Source organism: Vibrio sp. 14N.309.X.WAT.E.F5 (assembly GCF_030397615.1).
GTDB classification, from domain to species: Bacteria; Pseudomonadota; Gammaproteobacteria; order Enterobacterales; family Vibrionaceae; genus Vibrio; species Vibrio lentus.
In genome coordinates, this window is record NZ_JAPNXR010000001.1 from 127,332 (window position 1) to 142,606 (window position 15,275).

A 15,275-nucleotide genomic window follows, 5' to 3' on the forward strand; every position below is an offset into this window, starting at 1 on the left:
TACTTGAATTAAATCTGCATACAGCTTTAAGGTTCTCATCTATACTTAATTCACAATACGTAAAAACATTATGGAATATACGACGTATTGTTTAGTATTTGTAGGAAAAACCGAAGTTAAACATCCAAAGAAGTGATTATCTATCGATTGGGCTTGTCTATACACTCGTGGTTATTCTTTGTTATTCGTTTATTTAAATAATAAATATAAGGGCGAAATCATGACCGACGTCATCCGTGACTTCTTTAAAATGGAATCTGCTGGCGGCATCATACTAGTCATCGCTGCGGCGATCGCAATGTTTGTAGCAAACTCACCACTGAACGAAATGTATCAAGGCGTTCTACACAGCTACGTTCTTGGTATGTCTGTATCTCATTGGATTAATGATGGCTTCATGGCTGTCTTCTTCCTTCTAATCGGCTTAGAAGTTAAGCGTGAACTTTTAGAAGGCGCATTAAAGTCTAAAGAAACAGCAATCTTCCCAGCTATTGCAGCTGTGGGCGGTATGCTAGCTCCTGCACTTATTTATGTGCTATTCAACTCTGGTAACCCAGAAGCATTACAAGGCTGGGCTATCCCTGCAGCAACAGATATCGCATTCGCATTGGGTATCATGGCGCTACTTGGTAATCGTGTACCAGTTAGCTTAAAAGTGTTCCTACTGGCTCTAGCAATTATCGATGACCTTGGTGTTGTTGTTATCATTGCATTGTTCTACTCAGGTGATCTTTCAACGCTTGCTCTAACGGTTGGTTTTATCGCAACAGGTGTCCTGTTTATGATGAATGCTAAACATATGACTAAGCTGAGTGTTTATTTGATCGTCGGTGCAATTCTGTGGTTCGCAGTATTGAAATCTGGTGTTCACGCAACATTGGCTGGTGTAGTGATTGGTTTTGCTATTCCACTCAAGGGTAACAAAGGAGAACGTTCTCCTCTCAAACACCTAGAGCATGCATTGCACCCGTACGTTGCTTTTGCCATCCTGCCAATTTTTGCATTTGCAAACGCAGGTATATCATTGGAAGGCATTTCTTTATCAAGCCTAACCGGAATGCTACCTTTAGGTATCGCGATGGGTCTACTGGTTGGTAAGCCTCTGGGTATATTCTTATTCAGCTGGGGCGCAGTAAAAATGGGTATAGCTAAGCTTCCTGAAGGCGTGAACTTCATGAACATCTTCGCAGTCTCTGTGTTGTGTGGTATCGGCTTTACGATGTCTATCTTTATCTCTTCACTGGCATTTGGTCCAACGAACGCAGAATTTGATACGTTCGCTCGACTAGGTATCTTGATGGGCTCTACGACTGCAGCAATACTGGGTTACTTCCTGTTAAGTATTTCTCTACCGAAGACTAAGCAGCAAGAAGTAAAACTGTAATCAGTAATGGGCTCGCTTAAACAAGCCAGCCCACTTAATGAACAACAAGAATTGATCATATGAGTTACTACTGAGGCTCATGTGATGACAAAGAACAAAAAGCCGTGATGGGTAACCCTATCACGGCTTTATTGATCTTGTGCTTCTACAGTGAGTCTTGTTGTTCTCTCTTTGATAGCAGAACGGGTCCTTCCATATCCATACCAACAATCCTCAACTAAACAATCTTTAACCTAAGCACAAGACCTGCTGTGACAATGTCACGCTATTTCTCTAGTGTAGTAAAGATGGTCCATTCCTCGACGATCTGTTCGCTTAGACCGACTACAGTTGCCGTTACTTTACGGTTTAACGCATGTGAAGTCGGGTCATCACCATCACTTTCTAAACGTTCTTCCCCATAGCCGACGATTCTTACTCGGTCTGGTTCAATACCGTTTGATAATAATTCATCTTCAACATTGTGAGCTCGCTTCTTAGACAAGTCTAAGTTGTAATCGTTGGAGCCGACTTTACTTGCATAACCTTGGATCTCAATTGATGCGCTTTTGTAAGTTTCTAAAAATTCCGCCATTGTGCTGATTTGATCAGAGAAGATCGGGTTAACTTCGTAAGAGTCGTTTGCAAAAAGAATTTTCAACTGTCTGACTTCTTGCGAACGAATAGTTTCCCCGCAGCCAGCGTTATCCACTTGAGAACCTTCGGGTGTACCAGGGCAGGTATCTCGTGCGTTTACCACACCATCTTTGTCATCGTCTTGCAGGTCAGAAATTTGCTCCGCTTCAGGTGTCTCGATGTAGTCGTCTTCCTGCTGACTCGAACAGGCAAATAAAGTCATCGATAATACGGGAAGTAGTAAGTAAGTTATTTTCATCATTAATACTCCACGGCCGTTGTCCACTCTTCTGGAATGTCGACCAGTAGAGCATTCAATAAAGAACCTGTTGCGTTCATTACACGGTATTTAGCGTACTGCTCAGAGTAATGCGCATCGAGATAATCTTTACGGGCTTCAAATAGTTCGTTCTCGGTGTTGAGTAGATCAAGCAGAGTACGTTTACCTATTCGATATTGTTTTTCATAAGCGATAACGGTCTCCGAAGCTGAATCAACGTGATCAGATAAGAAGTTCTTTTGTTGCAGTGTTAGATCTAAGGCACTCCATGAAAGACGAAGGCCTTCCTCAACTTGGCGATAAGCACGATCTCTCAGGTCTTTCGCTTTGTTCAGTTGGTAAGCGGCGGCTTCAGAATTAGCGCTGTCTGTTCCACCGTTGTACAAGTTGTATCGCATTCTCAGCATTGCCAGTGTTTCTTGGCTCGAACCTTCATCGCCACCGGCATCATCACGCCATGATTGAGATGCTTCAATAGAGAATGTCGGGTAGTTAACACCTTTCGATTGTTTGTATTGGAAATGCGCTGAATCGACATCTGCAGCAGCGACTTTGATGACTGGGTGTTTGTCTAGAGCATCAACAAGGGCATCGGTTAATGATAAAGGAATCATAGAAATATCGGCTCTTGGGTAAACCAAGCCTAGTGGTTCTTGACCGACCACTCTTCGAAATTGGGTATGGGTATCGATTAGATTGTTCTGTGCGGCTAACAAGTTGCCGTGAGCTTTTGCGATCCTAGCTTCTACCTGCGATACATCAGCAGTTGAGCCTATGCCTGACACAGCGCGCTTTTTGATGTCTTTATAAATTTTCTTGTGGATAGCAAGGTTACTTTCCGAAAGGGCTAAAACTTCAGTGGCTTTTACTGCGTCTAAATAGATCTGGGTGACCTCTAGCGCTTTGTCCTCGGCATCCGCTAACAGTTGTAAGCGAACCGATTCTGCTTCTGCGGCGGTACGATCAATGTCGTTTAGAGTTGATGAACCATCCCATAACAGTTGAGTCAGGGAAATTGTAGCTTCCTTTCTTGTAAGGTCTGTATCTGGGCCGTTGTTCGGTGCAGGGTTTATTCCTTCGTAACCAATACCTGCATCAAGGTCGATACTCGGTCGGTAAGCACCACCAGCAGCGTCATTTCGTTTTTTGACGCTCACATACTCATTGAAGATGCTTTTAATCTCAGGATTGGTCGCCAAAGTGATAGCAACAGCTTGTTCCAAAGTTTGAGAGGCGACTGGGGCCGCTGCAATGAAGCAGCATACTATGGATAACTTAAACAATTTCAAAGTAGCTCTCCTTCTACTTTTATATGTTTCGACCAATCTCGTAGCAGTATTTTCTGCTTTATTGAGACACAGACTGTATTAAAGAAGCTTAGGACATCTGTAAAAAAATGCGAAGTTTGTTTGTTTTTTTTGATGGTAAGTCGCTATTGCTATTGACTAATTTAAAAATAGATATACGCATGCCTACCTTAGTGAGTTGATTATCAATAGTGTCGATACTAAATTTACTGTATGCGACAGCCATAACGCAGAGCTGGGAGTGAGCTAGTGTGTGGCTTGTTCTGGGTAGAGGAAGTGGGAACTTAGCTATGGGAAACTTCAACCTAAACATACTAGGCCTTGCTAGCGGTAGTGTTGTGCTCAACGCTCAAGGCCAAGTTAGACGTTTGTCTCCGGGCGAACAACCAGCTACCAGTGATGTAGTCATCAGTTTTGATACTAGTGAAACCAGTGTGCCAAGTGTTTCTGCACTATTTGTGGATAACCAGGGCCAACAAAATGGGCTAGATACTGATGATGCAATCGCTCAAGTACAACGTGCTATCGAAGAAGGATTTGATCCAACGGAATTAGGAGATGAGTTTGATACAGCGGCGGGTGAGCAAGGCTCAAGTTTAACCAACAGCGGTAGGATTGAACGTACCGGGGCTGAAACTCAAGCTGTGACAAACTTTGAAACTGACGGACTTGAGTCTCAAGGGTTGTCAGAAACTCAAAGTATTGCTCTTTTTGACATCATAGCTTTTGCGCTTGTGTCAGGAGAAGCCAACGTTGTTGAGTTTGAAAGCGACGAGCCTATTGAAACTGCAGGGACCTTAACCATTGAGGATCCAGATGTAACCTTTATCGCTAAGGGTGTGGAAGGGGATAATGGGCTAGGGAGTTTTGTCGTCAATGAGGATGGAACTTGGACCTTTGTAGCCAACAGTCCATTTGACGAGCTTGCCGACGGTGAGCAAATTCAAGATACAACCACGGTACAAACTTCTGATGGAGGCGAGCAAGTTATCACAGTTACCATCATTGGTACTGATGATGCGGCAGTAGCCACAGATGACACAGGCAGTGTGACTGAGAATGAAGATGTCGATGAATTAACCAACCAACTCGTCACCTCTGGACAAGTGACGATCACCGACGTAGACAGTGATACTCCAACCTTCTTACCTGACGGGGAGTTTAACCTTGAAGGTTCGACGAATGAATCACAACTAGGCGTGTTAACCATCGACCCTGATGGTGCTTGGACTTACGTCGTTAACAACGATGACGTTCAGTATTTAGACGACGATGAGTTCGTTACTGAGATTTATACCGTGACGGCAGATGATGGCACAGCAAGTGAAGTGATCGTCACCATTAACGGTGCGGATGACCCATCTGACATAATCGTAGGAGAGGGTGATTCGGATACAGGTGAAGTAACTGAGGATGTCGAGGTTGACCAAGAGAGCAATAACTTAACGACGTCAGGTACTTTAACCATTACCGATGTTGATGACAATGATACACCTGCCTTCAACCCAAACGGCATTTTTAACACCTCGGGTTCAACTAATGCGATACCGCTCGGGGCGCTGACTATTACGTCCAATGGTGAGTGGACCTACACTGTCGATAATGATGCCGTTCAATACCTTGATGATAACGAAATTGTTACTGAAATCTACACGGTGAGTGCAACAGACGGCACTACCAGTGAAGTGACCATCACCATTAACGGTGCCGATGATCCATCCGAAATTACCGTCGGAGAGGGTGACTCTGACATGGGTGAGGTGACGGAAGATGTGGATGTCGATGAGGAGTCGAACACGCTTGAAACAACAGGCTCGCTGACTATCAGTGACCTAGATACCAGTGATAATCCTGCCTTTAATTCATCTGGTGCGTTCAAACCTTACGGCTCAACTAATGCTATACCTCTCGGGAAGCTGACGATTACGTCCGATGGTGAGTGGACCTACACTGTAGACAATGATGCCGTTCAATATCTTGATGATAACGAAACTGTTACTGAGATCTACACGGTGAGTGCAACAGACGGCACCACCAGTGAGGTAACGATTATTATCAACGGTGCGGAAGACCCATCGGAAATTACGGTTGGTGGAGGTGACAGTGACACGGGTAGTGTTACGGAAGACGTGGATGTCGATGACGAGTCGAACACTCTTGAAACAACAGGCTCGCTGACTATCATTGACCTAGATACCAGTGATAATCCTGCCTTTAATCCATCTGGTGCGTTCAAACCTTCCGGTTCAACTAATTCGATACCTCTCGGGACACTGACCATTACGTCTGACGGTGAGTGGACCTACACCGTCGACAATGACGCTGTGCAGTATCTTGATGAAAACGAAACCGTTACCGAGGTTTACACTGTTACTGCCATTGACGGAACCACAAGTGAAGTGACCATTACCATCAATGGTGCGGATGACCCATCTGAAATCACCGTTGGTGAAGGCGATTCGGATACGGGAGAAGTGACCGAAGACTTGAATATCGACTTAGAGACAAACGAACTCATGACGTCGGGTACGCTCACTATTTCCGATGTTGACACAAGTGATATGCCTGCCTTTAAACCTAATGGTGTATTCACACCTGTAGGTTCAACTTATGCACTAGCATTGGGGATGTTAACTATCACCCCTGAGGGCGCATGGAGTTATGTTGTTGATAATGATGCCGTTCAATATCTCGGTGACGACGACACCGTTATTGAGAACTATGTGGTCACTGCAATTGATGGTGTTGAACATGTCATCGAGATAACGATCAATGGTGTCAATGATGCCCCTGAAGCAACAAGCTTTGTGGTGGTCAATGATGACGACGCCGTTATTCCTATTCTGTTCGACTCTGAAGATGGCGGCATGCCTGACTACATCTCAGATATAGAAGATGATCACAATGAGATACCTCTAAATGTTCGTATTGATACCTTGCCAACCAGTGGCACGCTTCTTTATACAGATGAAAATGGAAACACGAAGGAAATAGTACAGTCCGATGTGGATAGTGGTGTGCTGTTTGTTCCAAACAATATTAGCTTCGTTGCCGGGCCTGGAGAGCTGTTTGAAATGGGCTTCAGTGGCGATCCTGAGGACATGCCTGACCTTGTAGATGGCTTCTATAACTGGGGAGTGGCGGTATCTCCAACAGAAAGACTGATCACCTTAGCCAACGGCAATACCATTACATTAACTATCGAAGATAATAATGATAAGCCACTTAAGCAGTATCAAGGTGAGCAGCCTCATGTTGGTTACGGGATTGGTGATACTGATGGTAGAGGTATGAACAAACAGGAGACGTTGATACTTGATTTTACGGATAACCCATTAGATGTTATTGATTTTGGTTTAGATGGCTTGGGCGGTTCGTTTAACACCAATAGTAATGTTTATGTTGAAGTGCTTTATACCTTCGCTGATGGTTCTACTCACACAGAGCAGTATCAAAAAGATCCGGGTGACACTGGTAATAGCCAACTCCTTTATGAATTTAGTTATTCCTCACCAAATAACCCAATAGTTGGAATGGAGCTTTCATCAACGGGAGGAAGCTGGGAGTTACGTTATGTCCAAGGCAACGAGGCGGTAACCGATGATCCTCAGTTTGATTATGTCGCAGTAGATTCAAGTGGCGCCGAAAGTACGGTCGAAACGGTGACAATTGATACTGAAGAACCACAGCTATACAACGTGATCAGTGCTGCCAGTAACGAACCGCTGTTTGCTGCTGCTGGCAATGATTTATTGATTGGTGATAGTGAGGACAATATCTTTACTTGGTTAGACTCCGCGCTCGACAACGGAACAGACATCATTAAAGATTTCGAGCTTTATACTAACGGCTCTGGTGATTTAATAGACCTCAATGATCTCATTGAAGACCCACAAGACGAAACTAAAATGGCAGAATTGCTAGATATGATTGAAGTCTCGGTTGATGGTGAAGACATTGCTTTGTCTATTCCAATCAATGGTGGAGGCGACGTTCAAACGATCGTCGTAGAAGGGATTGCTACGGAAATGGGCGCTTCGGTTGATCTTGGTAGTGATCTCGCGATATTGGGAGAACTTATCAAAAACGATGCAGCTTAGTCGGTATCGTGAAGTGTTCTATGACTTAACGTAATGAAAGCCCTCGGTTTCGGGGGCTTTTTTGTACCCAGTAGTAGCCGAAGAAAAGTTGTCTGAATCATAGGTAAAAAAAAGCCCAAACCAACACGGTTTGGGCGGATACAAGTATAGGAGTTAATAAGGAAAATGCAGTAATTAAGAAAGCAGGGGAGAGACAAGTTTGACGGCCTGTTAAACTTCTAAATACTCTGTTTTCTACTTAATTTATGACCCGACATTTCTATTTCAGTTCCCAGAAAATTCATTAATTTTTCCTTTTTTTGTAAACATGCATCGATTCAATCGGTTAGTGAATAAAGTAATTAACTGGTACGACCAATTTGTGAAAATGTGATGTTGCTTGCTTGTTAAATAAATGTACTAAGCGTATATTTCAAACAGTTGTTTAATACGAGTGATTGAAATGGCACCAAGAAGTACAACCAAAGACAAAATCTTAGATGTGGCTGAAGGCTTATTTGCTGAGCACGGTTTTAATGACACCTCTTTACGCACTATTACGGGTAAAGCCAATGTCAATCTTGCTTCAGTGAACTACCACTTTGGCGATAAGAAGACTCTGGTTCGTGCCGTGTTAAATCGATACTTAGAAGCATTTATGCCTGCACTGCAAGACGCTTTAGTGAACTTAAACTTGAACGAAACGTATTCTATGAGTGACGTGTTTGAGTCTTTAAGACAGCCGCTAAGAGCTCTGAATGATGTAAGGCCAAATGGTACGAGCCGATTTATGTTACTCATCGGCCGAGGTTATACGGATGTGCAAGGTCACTTGCGTTGGTTCATTACAACTCGCTACAGCGAAGTACTGACACTGTTTACCAGCTCAGTAATGAAAGCCAACCCGAACCTCACTCAAGAACAGTTATTTTGGCGATTGCACTTCACCCTAGGGACTTGTGTATTCACCATGGCATCTAGCCAAGCTCTAATAGAAATTGCAGAGAATGACTATGACAGAAAGATAGATGCGAAGGCAGTGGTCGATATTCTTATTCCATTTTTGGCCGCTGGCATGTCAGCAAAAGAATAAAACAATAAAAAGCAAAATATTCACAAACAATATAGTGAACAAAAGGATCTGAACTATGAGCTCTCTAAGACAAAAATGGGTAAGTGACCCAGCTTTTAAACTCTTTAAAAAAGTACTACCACCACTATCTAGCACCGAGAAAGAAGCGATGGAAGCGGGTAGCGTGTGGTGGGACGGAGAGCTGTTTTCTGGTAAACCAGATTTCACTAAGCTTCACCAGTACCCAAAACCTCAGCTGACAGCAGAAGAGCAATCGTTCATGGATAATGAACTTGAAACTTTGCTCGCTATGCTTGATGACCACAAAATTGTAAAAGAAGACCGAGACCTCCCAGAGGAAGTTTGGAACTTCTTACGCAAAGAGCGTTTCTTCTCGCTAATTATCGCGAAAGGGTACGGTGGTCGTGAATTTTCGGCGCACGCCAACTCTACAATCGTAACTAAGATTGCAACGCGTAGTATCAGTACTGCGGTTTCGGTAATGGTTCCAAACTCTCTTGGCCCTGGTGAGCTACTGTCTCACTACGGTACTCAAGATCAAAAAGACTACTGGCTACCACGTCTTGCTGACGGTACAGATATCCCATGTTTCGCACTAACAGGCCCTGAAGCGGGTTCTGATGCGGGTGGTATCCCTGATGTCGGCACTGTGTGTATGGGCATGCACGAAGGTAAAGAGACACTAGGCATCAAGCTTAACTGGAACAAGCGTTACATTACGTTAGCACCAGTGGCGACGGTACTTGGTCTGGCTTTCAAATTGCACGATCCAGAAAAGCTACTGGGTGACAAAGAAGACATTGGTATCACTTGTGCGCTTATCCCAGCTGACCACGAAGGTGTTGTGATCGGTGAGCGTCATGATCCACTTGGTCTTGCGTTTATGAATGGTCCAACACGCGGTCACGATGTATTTATTCCTATGGAATGGTTAATCGGTGGCGCAGATTACGCAGGTAAAGGCTGGCGTATGTTGGTGGAATGTCTGTCTGCAGGTCGTGGTATCTCCTTACCCGCACTTGGCACGGCGATGGGCCACCTAACAGCGAAAACGACTGGCGCATACGCTTATGTTCGTAAGCAGTTCGGTATGTCGATTGGTAAATTTGAAGGTGTTGCAGAGAGCCTAGGCCGTATTGGTGGCTTAACGTATCTATTAGAAGCGACTCGTACACTGACAACCACTTCACTGGATATGAAAGAGAAGCCGGGTATCGTAACGGCAATCGCGAAGTATCACATGACTGAGATGGCTCGTACTATTCTGAATGACTCAATGGATATCCATTCAGGTCGTGCAATTCAAGATGGCCCAATGAACTATTTGGCTGCGCCTTACCTAGGTATTCCAGTTGCTATCACAGTAGAAGGTGCGAACATCCTAACTCGTAACCTGATGATCTTCGGTCAAGGTGCGACACGTTGTCACCCATACGTATTGAGCGAAATGGAAGCGGCAGCGAATCCAGACGAGAAGCAAGGTGCAAAAGACTTTGATAGCTTGTTGTTCAAGCACATCTCACACGCAACTAAAAACACGTTTGGCGCATTTGGTGCAGCACTGACTGGCTCTAAGTTCATTAAAGCCGACATGAGCGGCCCAACTAAACCTTACTACCAAGACCTGACTCGTTTAAGCCGTGCGCTTGCTGTCAGTGCGGATTTCGCAATGCTGACGCTAGGTGGTGAACTGAAACGTAAAGAGCTTATCTCTGCGCGTTTGGGTGATGGTCTAAGTTACCTATACATGGCTTCTGCTGCACTTAAGAAGTATGAAGACGAAGGTCGCCAACAAGCTGACCTAGACTACGTACACTACGCGGTTCAACACTGTTTCCACAATGCGGCTAAGTCACTACAAGAAGCGTACCGTAACTTCCCGAACAAGATGGTTGGGAAAGTGCTAAAAGGCCTAGTATTCCCTGTAGGTAACCACTTCGAAAAACCAAGTGATAACCTAACAGTTCAACTAGCAGAAAGCTTGATGACTCCGGGAGCACACCGTGAACGTCTGACTCACCTTTGCTACATCGGCAAGGAAGAGGATGATAGTGTTGGCCTTATGGAGAACGCTTTCAATGCGATGTACAGTATTAAGCCTCTGGAGCGTAAGATCTTCCAAGCAGTGAAAGAAGGCAAAGTGGCTCGTAAAGGCTTGCTGGCAGATAAACTGGCACAAGCACTTGCTGCTGATGTACTGACGCAAGAAGAAGTCGACCAAATTGTTGCAGCTGATAAACTTCGTTATACAGCGATTCAAGTTGACCACTTCAGTCATGACTTTAGTGAAACTTTGACGCGAAAAGAGTTAAAACCTAAGCTAAATAGCGTTGCTTAAATAAAGAAACGATAAAAGGCACCTAATAAGGTGCCTTTTTTTGTTTTTGTCGTCGAAGTCTCAATAGAAGCGTTAACAAATGGCGACTTAGTCAGCAAATATTAGTTGAGTGCTCCAACCACTTGCATTTTCACCACATTTTTACAGAAATTAGATGCCATTTGCGCACGAAACTCTTATCCTTAACCTGATTTTTTAAGGAAGTTGAATATGATCATCAAACCTCGAATTCGCGGATTCATCTGTACTACAACACATCCAGTCGGTTGTGAAGCTAATGTAAAAGAACAAATTGCTTACACAAAAGCTCAAGGCCCAATCGCAAACGCACCTAAACGTGTACTAGTTGTTGGCTCTTCAAGTGGCTACGGCTTGTCTTCACGTATTGCGGCAGCATTTGGTGGCGGCGCTTCTACTATCGGTGTTTTCTTCGAGAAAGCCGGTACTGAGAAAAAAACTGGCACAGCTGGTTTCTACAACTCAGCAGCGTTCGACAAGCTAGCTAAAGAAGAAGGCCTGTATTCAAAAAGCCTTAACGGCGATGCTTTCTCTAACGAAGCAAAACAGAAAACAATTGACCTGATCAAAGAAGACCTAGGTCAGATCGATATGGTTGTGTACTCACTGGCGTCTCCAGTGCGTAAAATGCCAGAGACTGGCGAAGTAATTCGTTCAGCTCTTAAGCCTATCGGCGAAACGTACACATCTACAGCGGTAGATACAAACAAAGATGCGATCATCGAAGCAAGCGTTGAGCCTGCTACTGAAGAAGAGATCAAAGACACTGTTACTGTAATGGGCGGTGAAGATTGGGAACTTTGGATCAACGCACTTTCTGAAGCGGGTGTTCTGGCTGACGGTTGTAAGACTGTTGCTTACAGCTACATCGGTACTGAGCTAACGTGGCCAATCTACTGGGATGGCGCGCTAGGTAAAGCTAAGATGGATCTAGATCGTGCAGCATCAGCGCTAAACGAAAAACTAGGCCAAACTGGCGGTACTGCAAACGTTGCTGTTCTTAAGTCTGTTGTGACTCAAGCAAGTTCTGCAATCCCTGTTATGCCTCTTTACATCGCTATGGTGTTCAAGAAGATGCGTGAAGAAGGTATTCACGAAGGTTGTATGGAACAGATCTTCCGTATGTTCAGCCAACGTCTATACAAAGAAGATGGTAGCGCAGCAGAAGTTGACGAAGTGAACCGTCTACGTCTAGACGACCTAGAACTTCGTGACGACATTCAAGAGCATTGTCGTAACCTATGGCCTCAAATCACAACTGAAAACCTGAAAGAACTGACTGACTACGTAGAGTACAAAGAAGAGTTCTTGAAGCTGTTCGGTTTCGGTGTTGAAGGCGTTGATTACGAAGCTGACGTTAACCCAGCTGTTGAATTTGATGTAGCTGACATCTAATTCAAACAATCGAATCAAAACGAAATAGGCGCTCACTGAGCGCCTATTTTTTTATCTTAAAAGTAGATATGGAAAAGTAAAAACAGATACGGGATTCGAGTGGCGAGATACGAAGAGATTTAAGAGCAGGTGCGGGATACGAGTCGCGAGATGCGAAGAGATTTAAGAGCGGATGCGGGACTTGAGTGGCGGGATGCGAAAAGGTTTAAGAGCAGATATGGGATTCGAAGAGCTCTAAGAACAAGTGAGAGAAAAGAAGTCATAAAAAATGCACTAATCCAAAGATGAATGAGTGCATTTAAAATATCTAATCTAAAGCGCGATAACGCTGAATAAGCTAGCTAATTATGATGATGAAAGTACCTGCTAAGGTCATCAATATATTGGCAATCGCGTACGTGCCCGCGTAACCCAGAGCTGGGATAGTTGAGCGAGCGTGGTCATTTACGATGTCCATCGCCGGGGCACAGGTTCGCGCGCCAATGATGGCACCAAATAGCAGAGCACGGTTCATCTTCAATATGTAAGCACCGACTAAGTAAGCGAAGAATACCGGCAGAACACTCACTACTAGAGCAATACCTATGACCTGAGGGCCTACTTGCGTTAAGTGTTCAAACATCTTACCACCGGCGCTCAAGCCGATACCGACCATAAAGAACATTAAACCGAGGTCTTTGACCATGTTCAATGCCCCCTGAGGCACATAACCGAAAGTAGGGTGGTTCGCTCTTAAGAAGCCAAGCATGATGCCTGATAGAAGCAGCCCGACTGCATTACCCAGGCCAAATGACACCTGACCAAAGGTCATGGTGATCAAACCAAACAAAATGCCCAGAATGAAGAAGCTACAGAAGGCCATCAAATCCGCCATTTGGCTATGGATCGAGATGAAACCAATTTTCTCAGCTAGACCGTGAACACGACTCTTTTCACCACTGACCTGCAGTACATCACCTTTAGAAAGCACGATGTTTAAGTCCATCGGCATTTCAATTTGAGCACGTACTACACGGTTAAGGAAACAACCGTATTCAGACAGATTTAAGTCTGACAGGCGCTTACCTGCGATGCTGTCACTTTTAACGACAATCTCTTCTTCCACGATACGTAGATCGAGGAGGTTACGGTCGAAAACCTCTTTACCATTACGGAAGCTTGGGTCGAGACGCGCGTGGCTATCAGGGAAACCAACCAATGCGATTTCATCGCCTTCTTGCAGGATTGCATCACCATCAGGGTGGGCAAGAATACCGTTACGACGAATACGCTCGATGTAACAGCCTGTTTGGCGATAAATACCCAGTTCACGCAGGTTCTTACCGTCAGTCCAAGAGATAAGCTCTTGTCCTACTCGGTAAGCTCGTATGATTGGAAGGTAAACCTTACGTTGCCCGGAAGCACCTAAGCCACGCTCTTGGGCGATTTGCTCAGCTGAATCGTGTAGGTTAACTTTCTGAAGCTTTGGAATAAGGCGAGCAAACATAATCATGCTGATTAAGCCAACTAAGTAAGCCATCGCATAACCAACTGATAGGTTTTCGATGATCAGGCCTATATCCATGTTTCTTGGTAATTCTGCAAGCCCAGAATTCAGAGCATCTTGAGCACCTACTAATATCGGCGTTGCTGTTAAGGCTCCCGCCATCATGCCTGCGGATAAACCAAAGCCCAGTCCGAGGTAATGGCTGCTGAAATACGTTAAAGCAATTGCGGTAGAGAGCACCACAAGGCTCAAAATGAGATAGTGCTTACCGTCTCTAAAGAAGATACCAAAGAAGTTTGGTCCTGCTTCAATACCCACACAGTAGATGAAAAGCATGAAGCCAATCGTGAGCGCATCAGCGTTAAACGAAAAACCAAGATGTCCCATGATAAGGGAAGTAATCAGAACACCGATTGAATTGCCAAGTTGGAGGCTACCGAAACGAATTTTACCAATGGCTAATCCAATCGATAAAACAACAAAGATGAGGAGAATGGGGTTTTGTTCTAACAGAAAAACAACGTCGATATTCACAGTGGTCGCTCAATAATTGGCGTGAAACACAGGGTAAGTTTGAGAGGTGAATTGTATCTAAATATAAATAAAATATAAGCGATATTTTGCTATTTTACTTGATTTTGACTTTATTATTATTCCGTACGAAAACTGGTCATAAAAAAAGCCCGCTACAGTGAGCGGGCTTGATATAAATCGTACAGTCTAACGCTTAAATTGGTTAGCTGTTTTAGGCTTTAGCCTTGGATCTCGTAAGAGAAATCTTAGCTTAGTCGAAAAGACCTAGGTTTTCTTTTGCGTATGCTTCAAATTCTGTGCAGCCGCCGATGTGGTCTTGATCGATGAAGATTTGTGGCACTGTATCTACTGGTTTACCAACAGTCTTCTCTAGGTCAGCTTTGCTGATGCCTTCAGCGTGGATGTCAACGTAACGGTAGTTGAAGTCATCGCGTTTAGCTTTAAGAGTTTCAGCATGCTCTTTTGCACGAACACAGAATGGGCAAGCAGGGCGACCAAAAATAACTACAAACATTTAATTTCTCCTAAATACGGGATGAGGCTCGTTAACTCTATTATGTTAACTATTCTTTAGTGAATGCCACTCAAAATTTCTTAAAACCAACTATGCCTCAATGCTATGGGGAAATAAAGATGGAATTGCCTCTTAATACGATAGCTTTTACCTATCAGCGCAAATATTCACCATAAATAGAAAGGGGCTCGCAAACTGCCCGTCACCATCGTTGAGTACCCACAAATTGAGA

General features: G+C 44.2%; 9 protein-coding genes. 5 read left to right on the plus strand and 4 right to left on the minus strand.

The window, feature by feature from the left end; genetic code table 11:
- The first annotated feature begins 220 nt into the window (after positions 1–220).
- Positions 221–1,384: a Na+/H+ antiporter NhaA gene (gene nhaA / locus OW495_RS00580; RefSeq protein WP_029223633.1), complete on the plus strand. Its 1,164-nt coding sequence runs from the start codon at positions 221–223 to the stop codon at positions 1,382–1,384.
- 265 nt (positions 1,385–1,649) lie between these two features.
- Here nhaA and OW495_RS00585 read toward each other — a convergent pair whose 3' ends face one another.
- Together OW495_RS00585 and OW495_RS00590 are read right to left on the minus strand one after the other, a co-directional pair.
- The gene (locus OW495_RS00585) at positions 1,650–2,261 is read right to left on the minus strand and encodes an OmpA family protein (RefSeq protein ID WP_289884391.1); all 612 of its coding nucleotides are present in this window, start codon (positions 2,259–2,261) and stop codon (positions 1,650–1,652) included.
- Positions 2,261–3,568 carry a TolC family outer membrane protein gene (locus OW495_RS00590; RefSeq protein ID WP_017111634.1) on the minus strand — a complete coding sequence of 436 codons (1,308 nt, stop codon included), beginning with the start codon at positions 3,566–3,568 and terminating at the stop codon, positions 2,261–2,263. Before OW495_RS00590 ends, OW495_RS00585 begins: the two co-directional genes overlap by 1 nt.
- Positions 3,569–3,876: 308 nt before the next feature.
- Here OW495_RS00590 and OW495_RS00595 point away from each other — a divergent pair, with 308 nt between their 5' ends.
- The 4 genes from OW495_RS00595 (at position 3,877) to fabV (ending at position 12,509) form a co-directional block, all read left to right on the plus strand.
- Positions 3,877–7,686 carry a VCBS domain-containing protein gene (locus tag OW495_RS00595; protein ID WP_289884394.1) on the plus strand — a complete coding sequence of 1,270 codons (3,810 nt, stop codon included), beginning with the start codon at positions 3,877–3,879 and terminating at the stop codon, positions 7,684–7,686.
- Between the two features lie 442 nt (positions 7,687–8,128).
- Positions 8,129–8,758, plus strand: coding sequence for a TetR/AcrR family transcriptional regulator (locus OW495_RS00600; protein WP_029223634.1), 630 nt, complete (start codon positions 8,129–8,131; stop codon positions 8,756–8,758).
- Between the two features lie 55 nt (positions 8,759–8,813).
- On the plus strand, positions 8,814–11,096 hold the full coding sequence (locus OW495_RS00605) for an acyl-CoA dehydrogenase (protein ID WP_017111637.1): 2,283 nt from the start codon (positions 8,814–8,816) through the stop codon (positions 11,094–11,096).
- A gap of 210 nt (positions 11,097–11,306) precedes the next feature.
- Positions 11,307–12,509 carry an enoyl-ACP reductase FabV gene (fabV, locus tag OW495_RS00610; RefSeq protein ID WP_029223635.1) on the plus strand — a complete coding sequence of 401 codons (1,203 nt, stop codon included), beginning with the start codon at positions 11,307–11,309 and terminating at the stop codon, positions 12,507–12,509.
- 337 nt (positions 12,510–12,846) lie between these two features.
- On the opposite strand, the gene OW495_RS00615 is transcribed toward fabV, so the two are convergent.
- Positions 12,847–14,529, minus strand: coding sequence for an aspartate:alanine antiporter (locus tag OW495_RS00615; protein ID WP_017111638.1), 1,683 nt, complete (start codon positions 14,527–14,529; stop codon positions 12,847–12,849).
- A gap of 250 nt (positions 14,530–14,779) precedes the next feature.
- The gene (locus tag OW495_RS00620; protein ID WP_009847069.1) at positions 14,780–15,043 is read right to left on the minus strand and encodes a GrxA family glutaredoxin; all 264 of its coding nucleotides are present in this window, start codon (positions 15,041–15,043) and stop codon (positions 14,780–14,782) included.
- Positions 15,044–15,275: the final 232 nt, after the last annotated feature.

Coding starts and splice junctions, on each gene's coding strand:
- nhaA (WP_029223633.1), top strand. CDS start 221: ATGACCGACGTCATCCGTGACTTCTTTAAAATGGAATCTGCTGGCGGC.
- OW495_RS00585 (WP_289884391.1), bottom strand. CDS start 2,261: ATGATGAAAATAACTTACTTACTACTTCCCGTATTATCGATGACTTTA.
- OW495_RS00595 (WP_289884394.1), top strand. CDS start 3,877: ATGGGAAACTTCAACCTAAACATACTAGGCCTTGCTAGCGGTAGTGTT.
- OW495_RS00600 (WP_029223634.1), top strand. CDS start 8,129: ATGGCACCAAGAAGTACAACCAAAGACAAAATCTTAGATGTGGCTGAA.
- OW495_RS00605 (WP_017111637.1), top strand. CDS start 8,814: ATGAGCTCTCTAAGACAAAAATGGGTAAGTGACCCAGCTTTTAAACTC.
- fabV (WP_029223635.1), top strand. CDS start 11,307: ATGATCATCAAACCTCGAATTCGCGGATTCATCTGTACTACAACACAT.
- OW495_RS00620 (WP_009847069.1), bottom strand. CDS start 15,043: ATGTTTGTAGTTATTTTTGGTCGCCCTGCTTGCCCATTCTGTGTTCGT.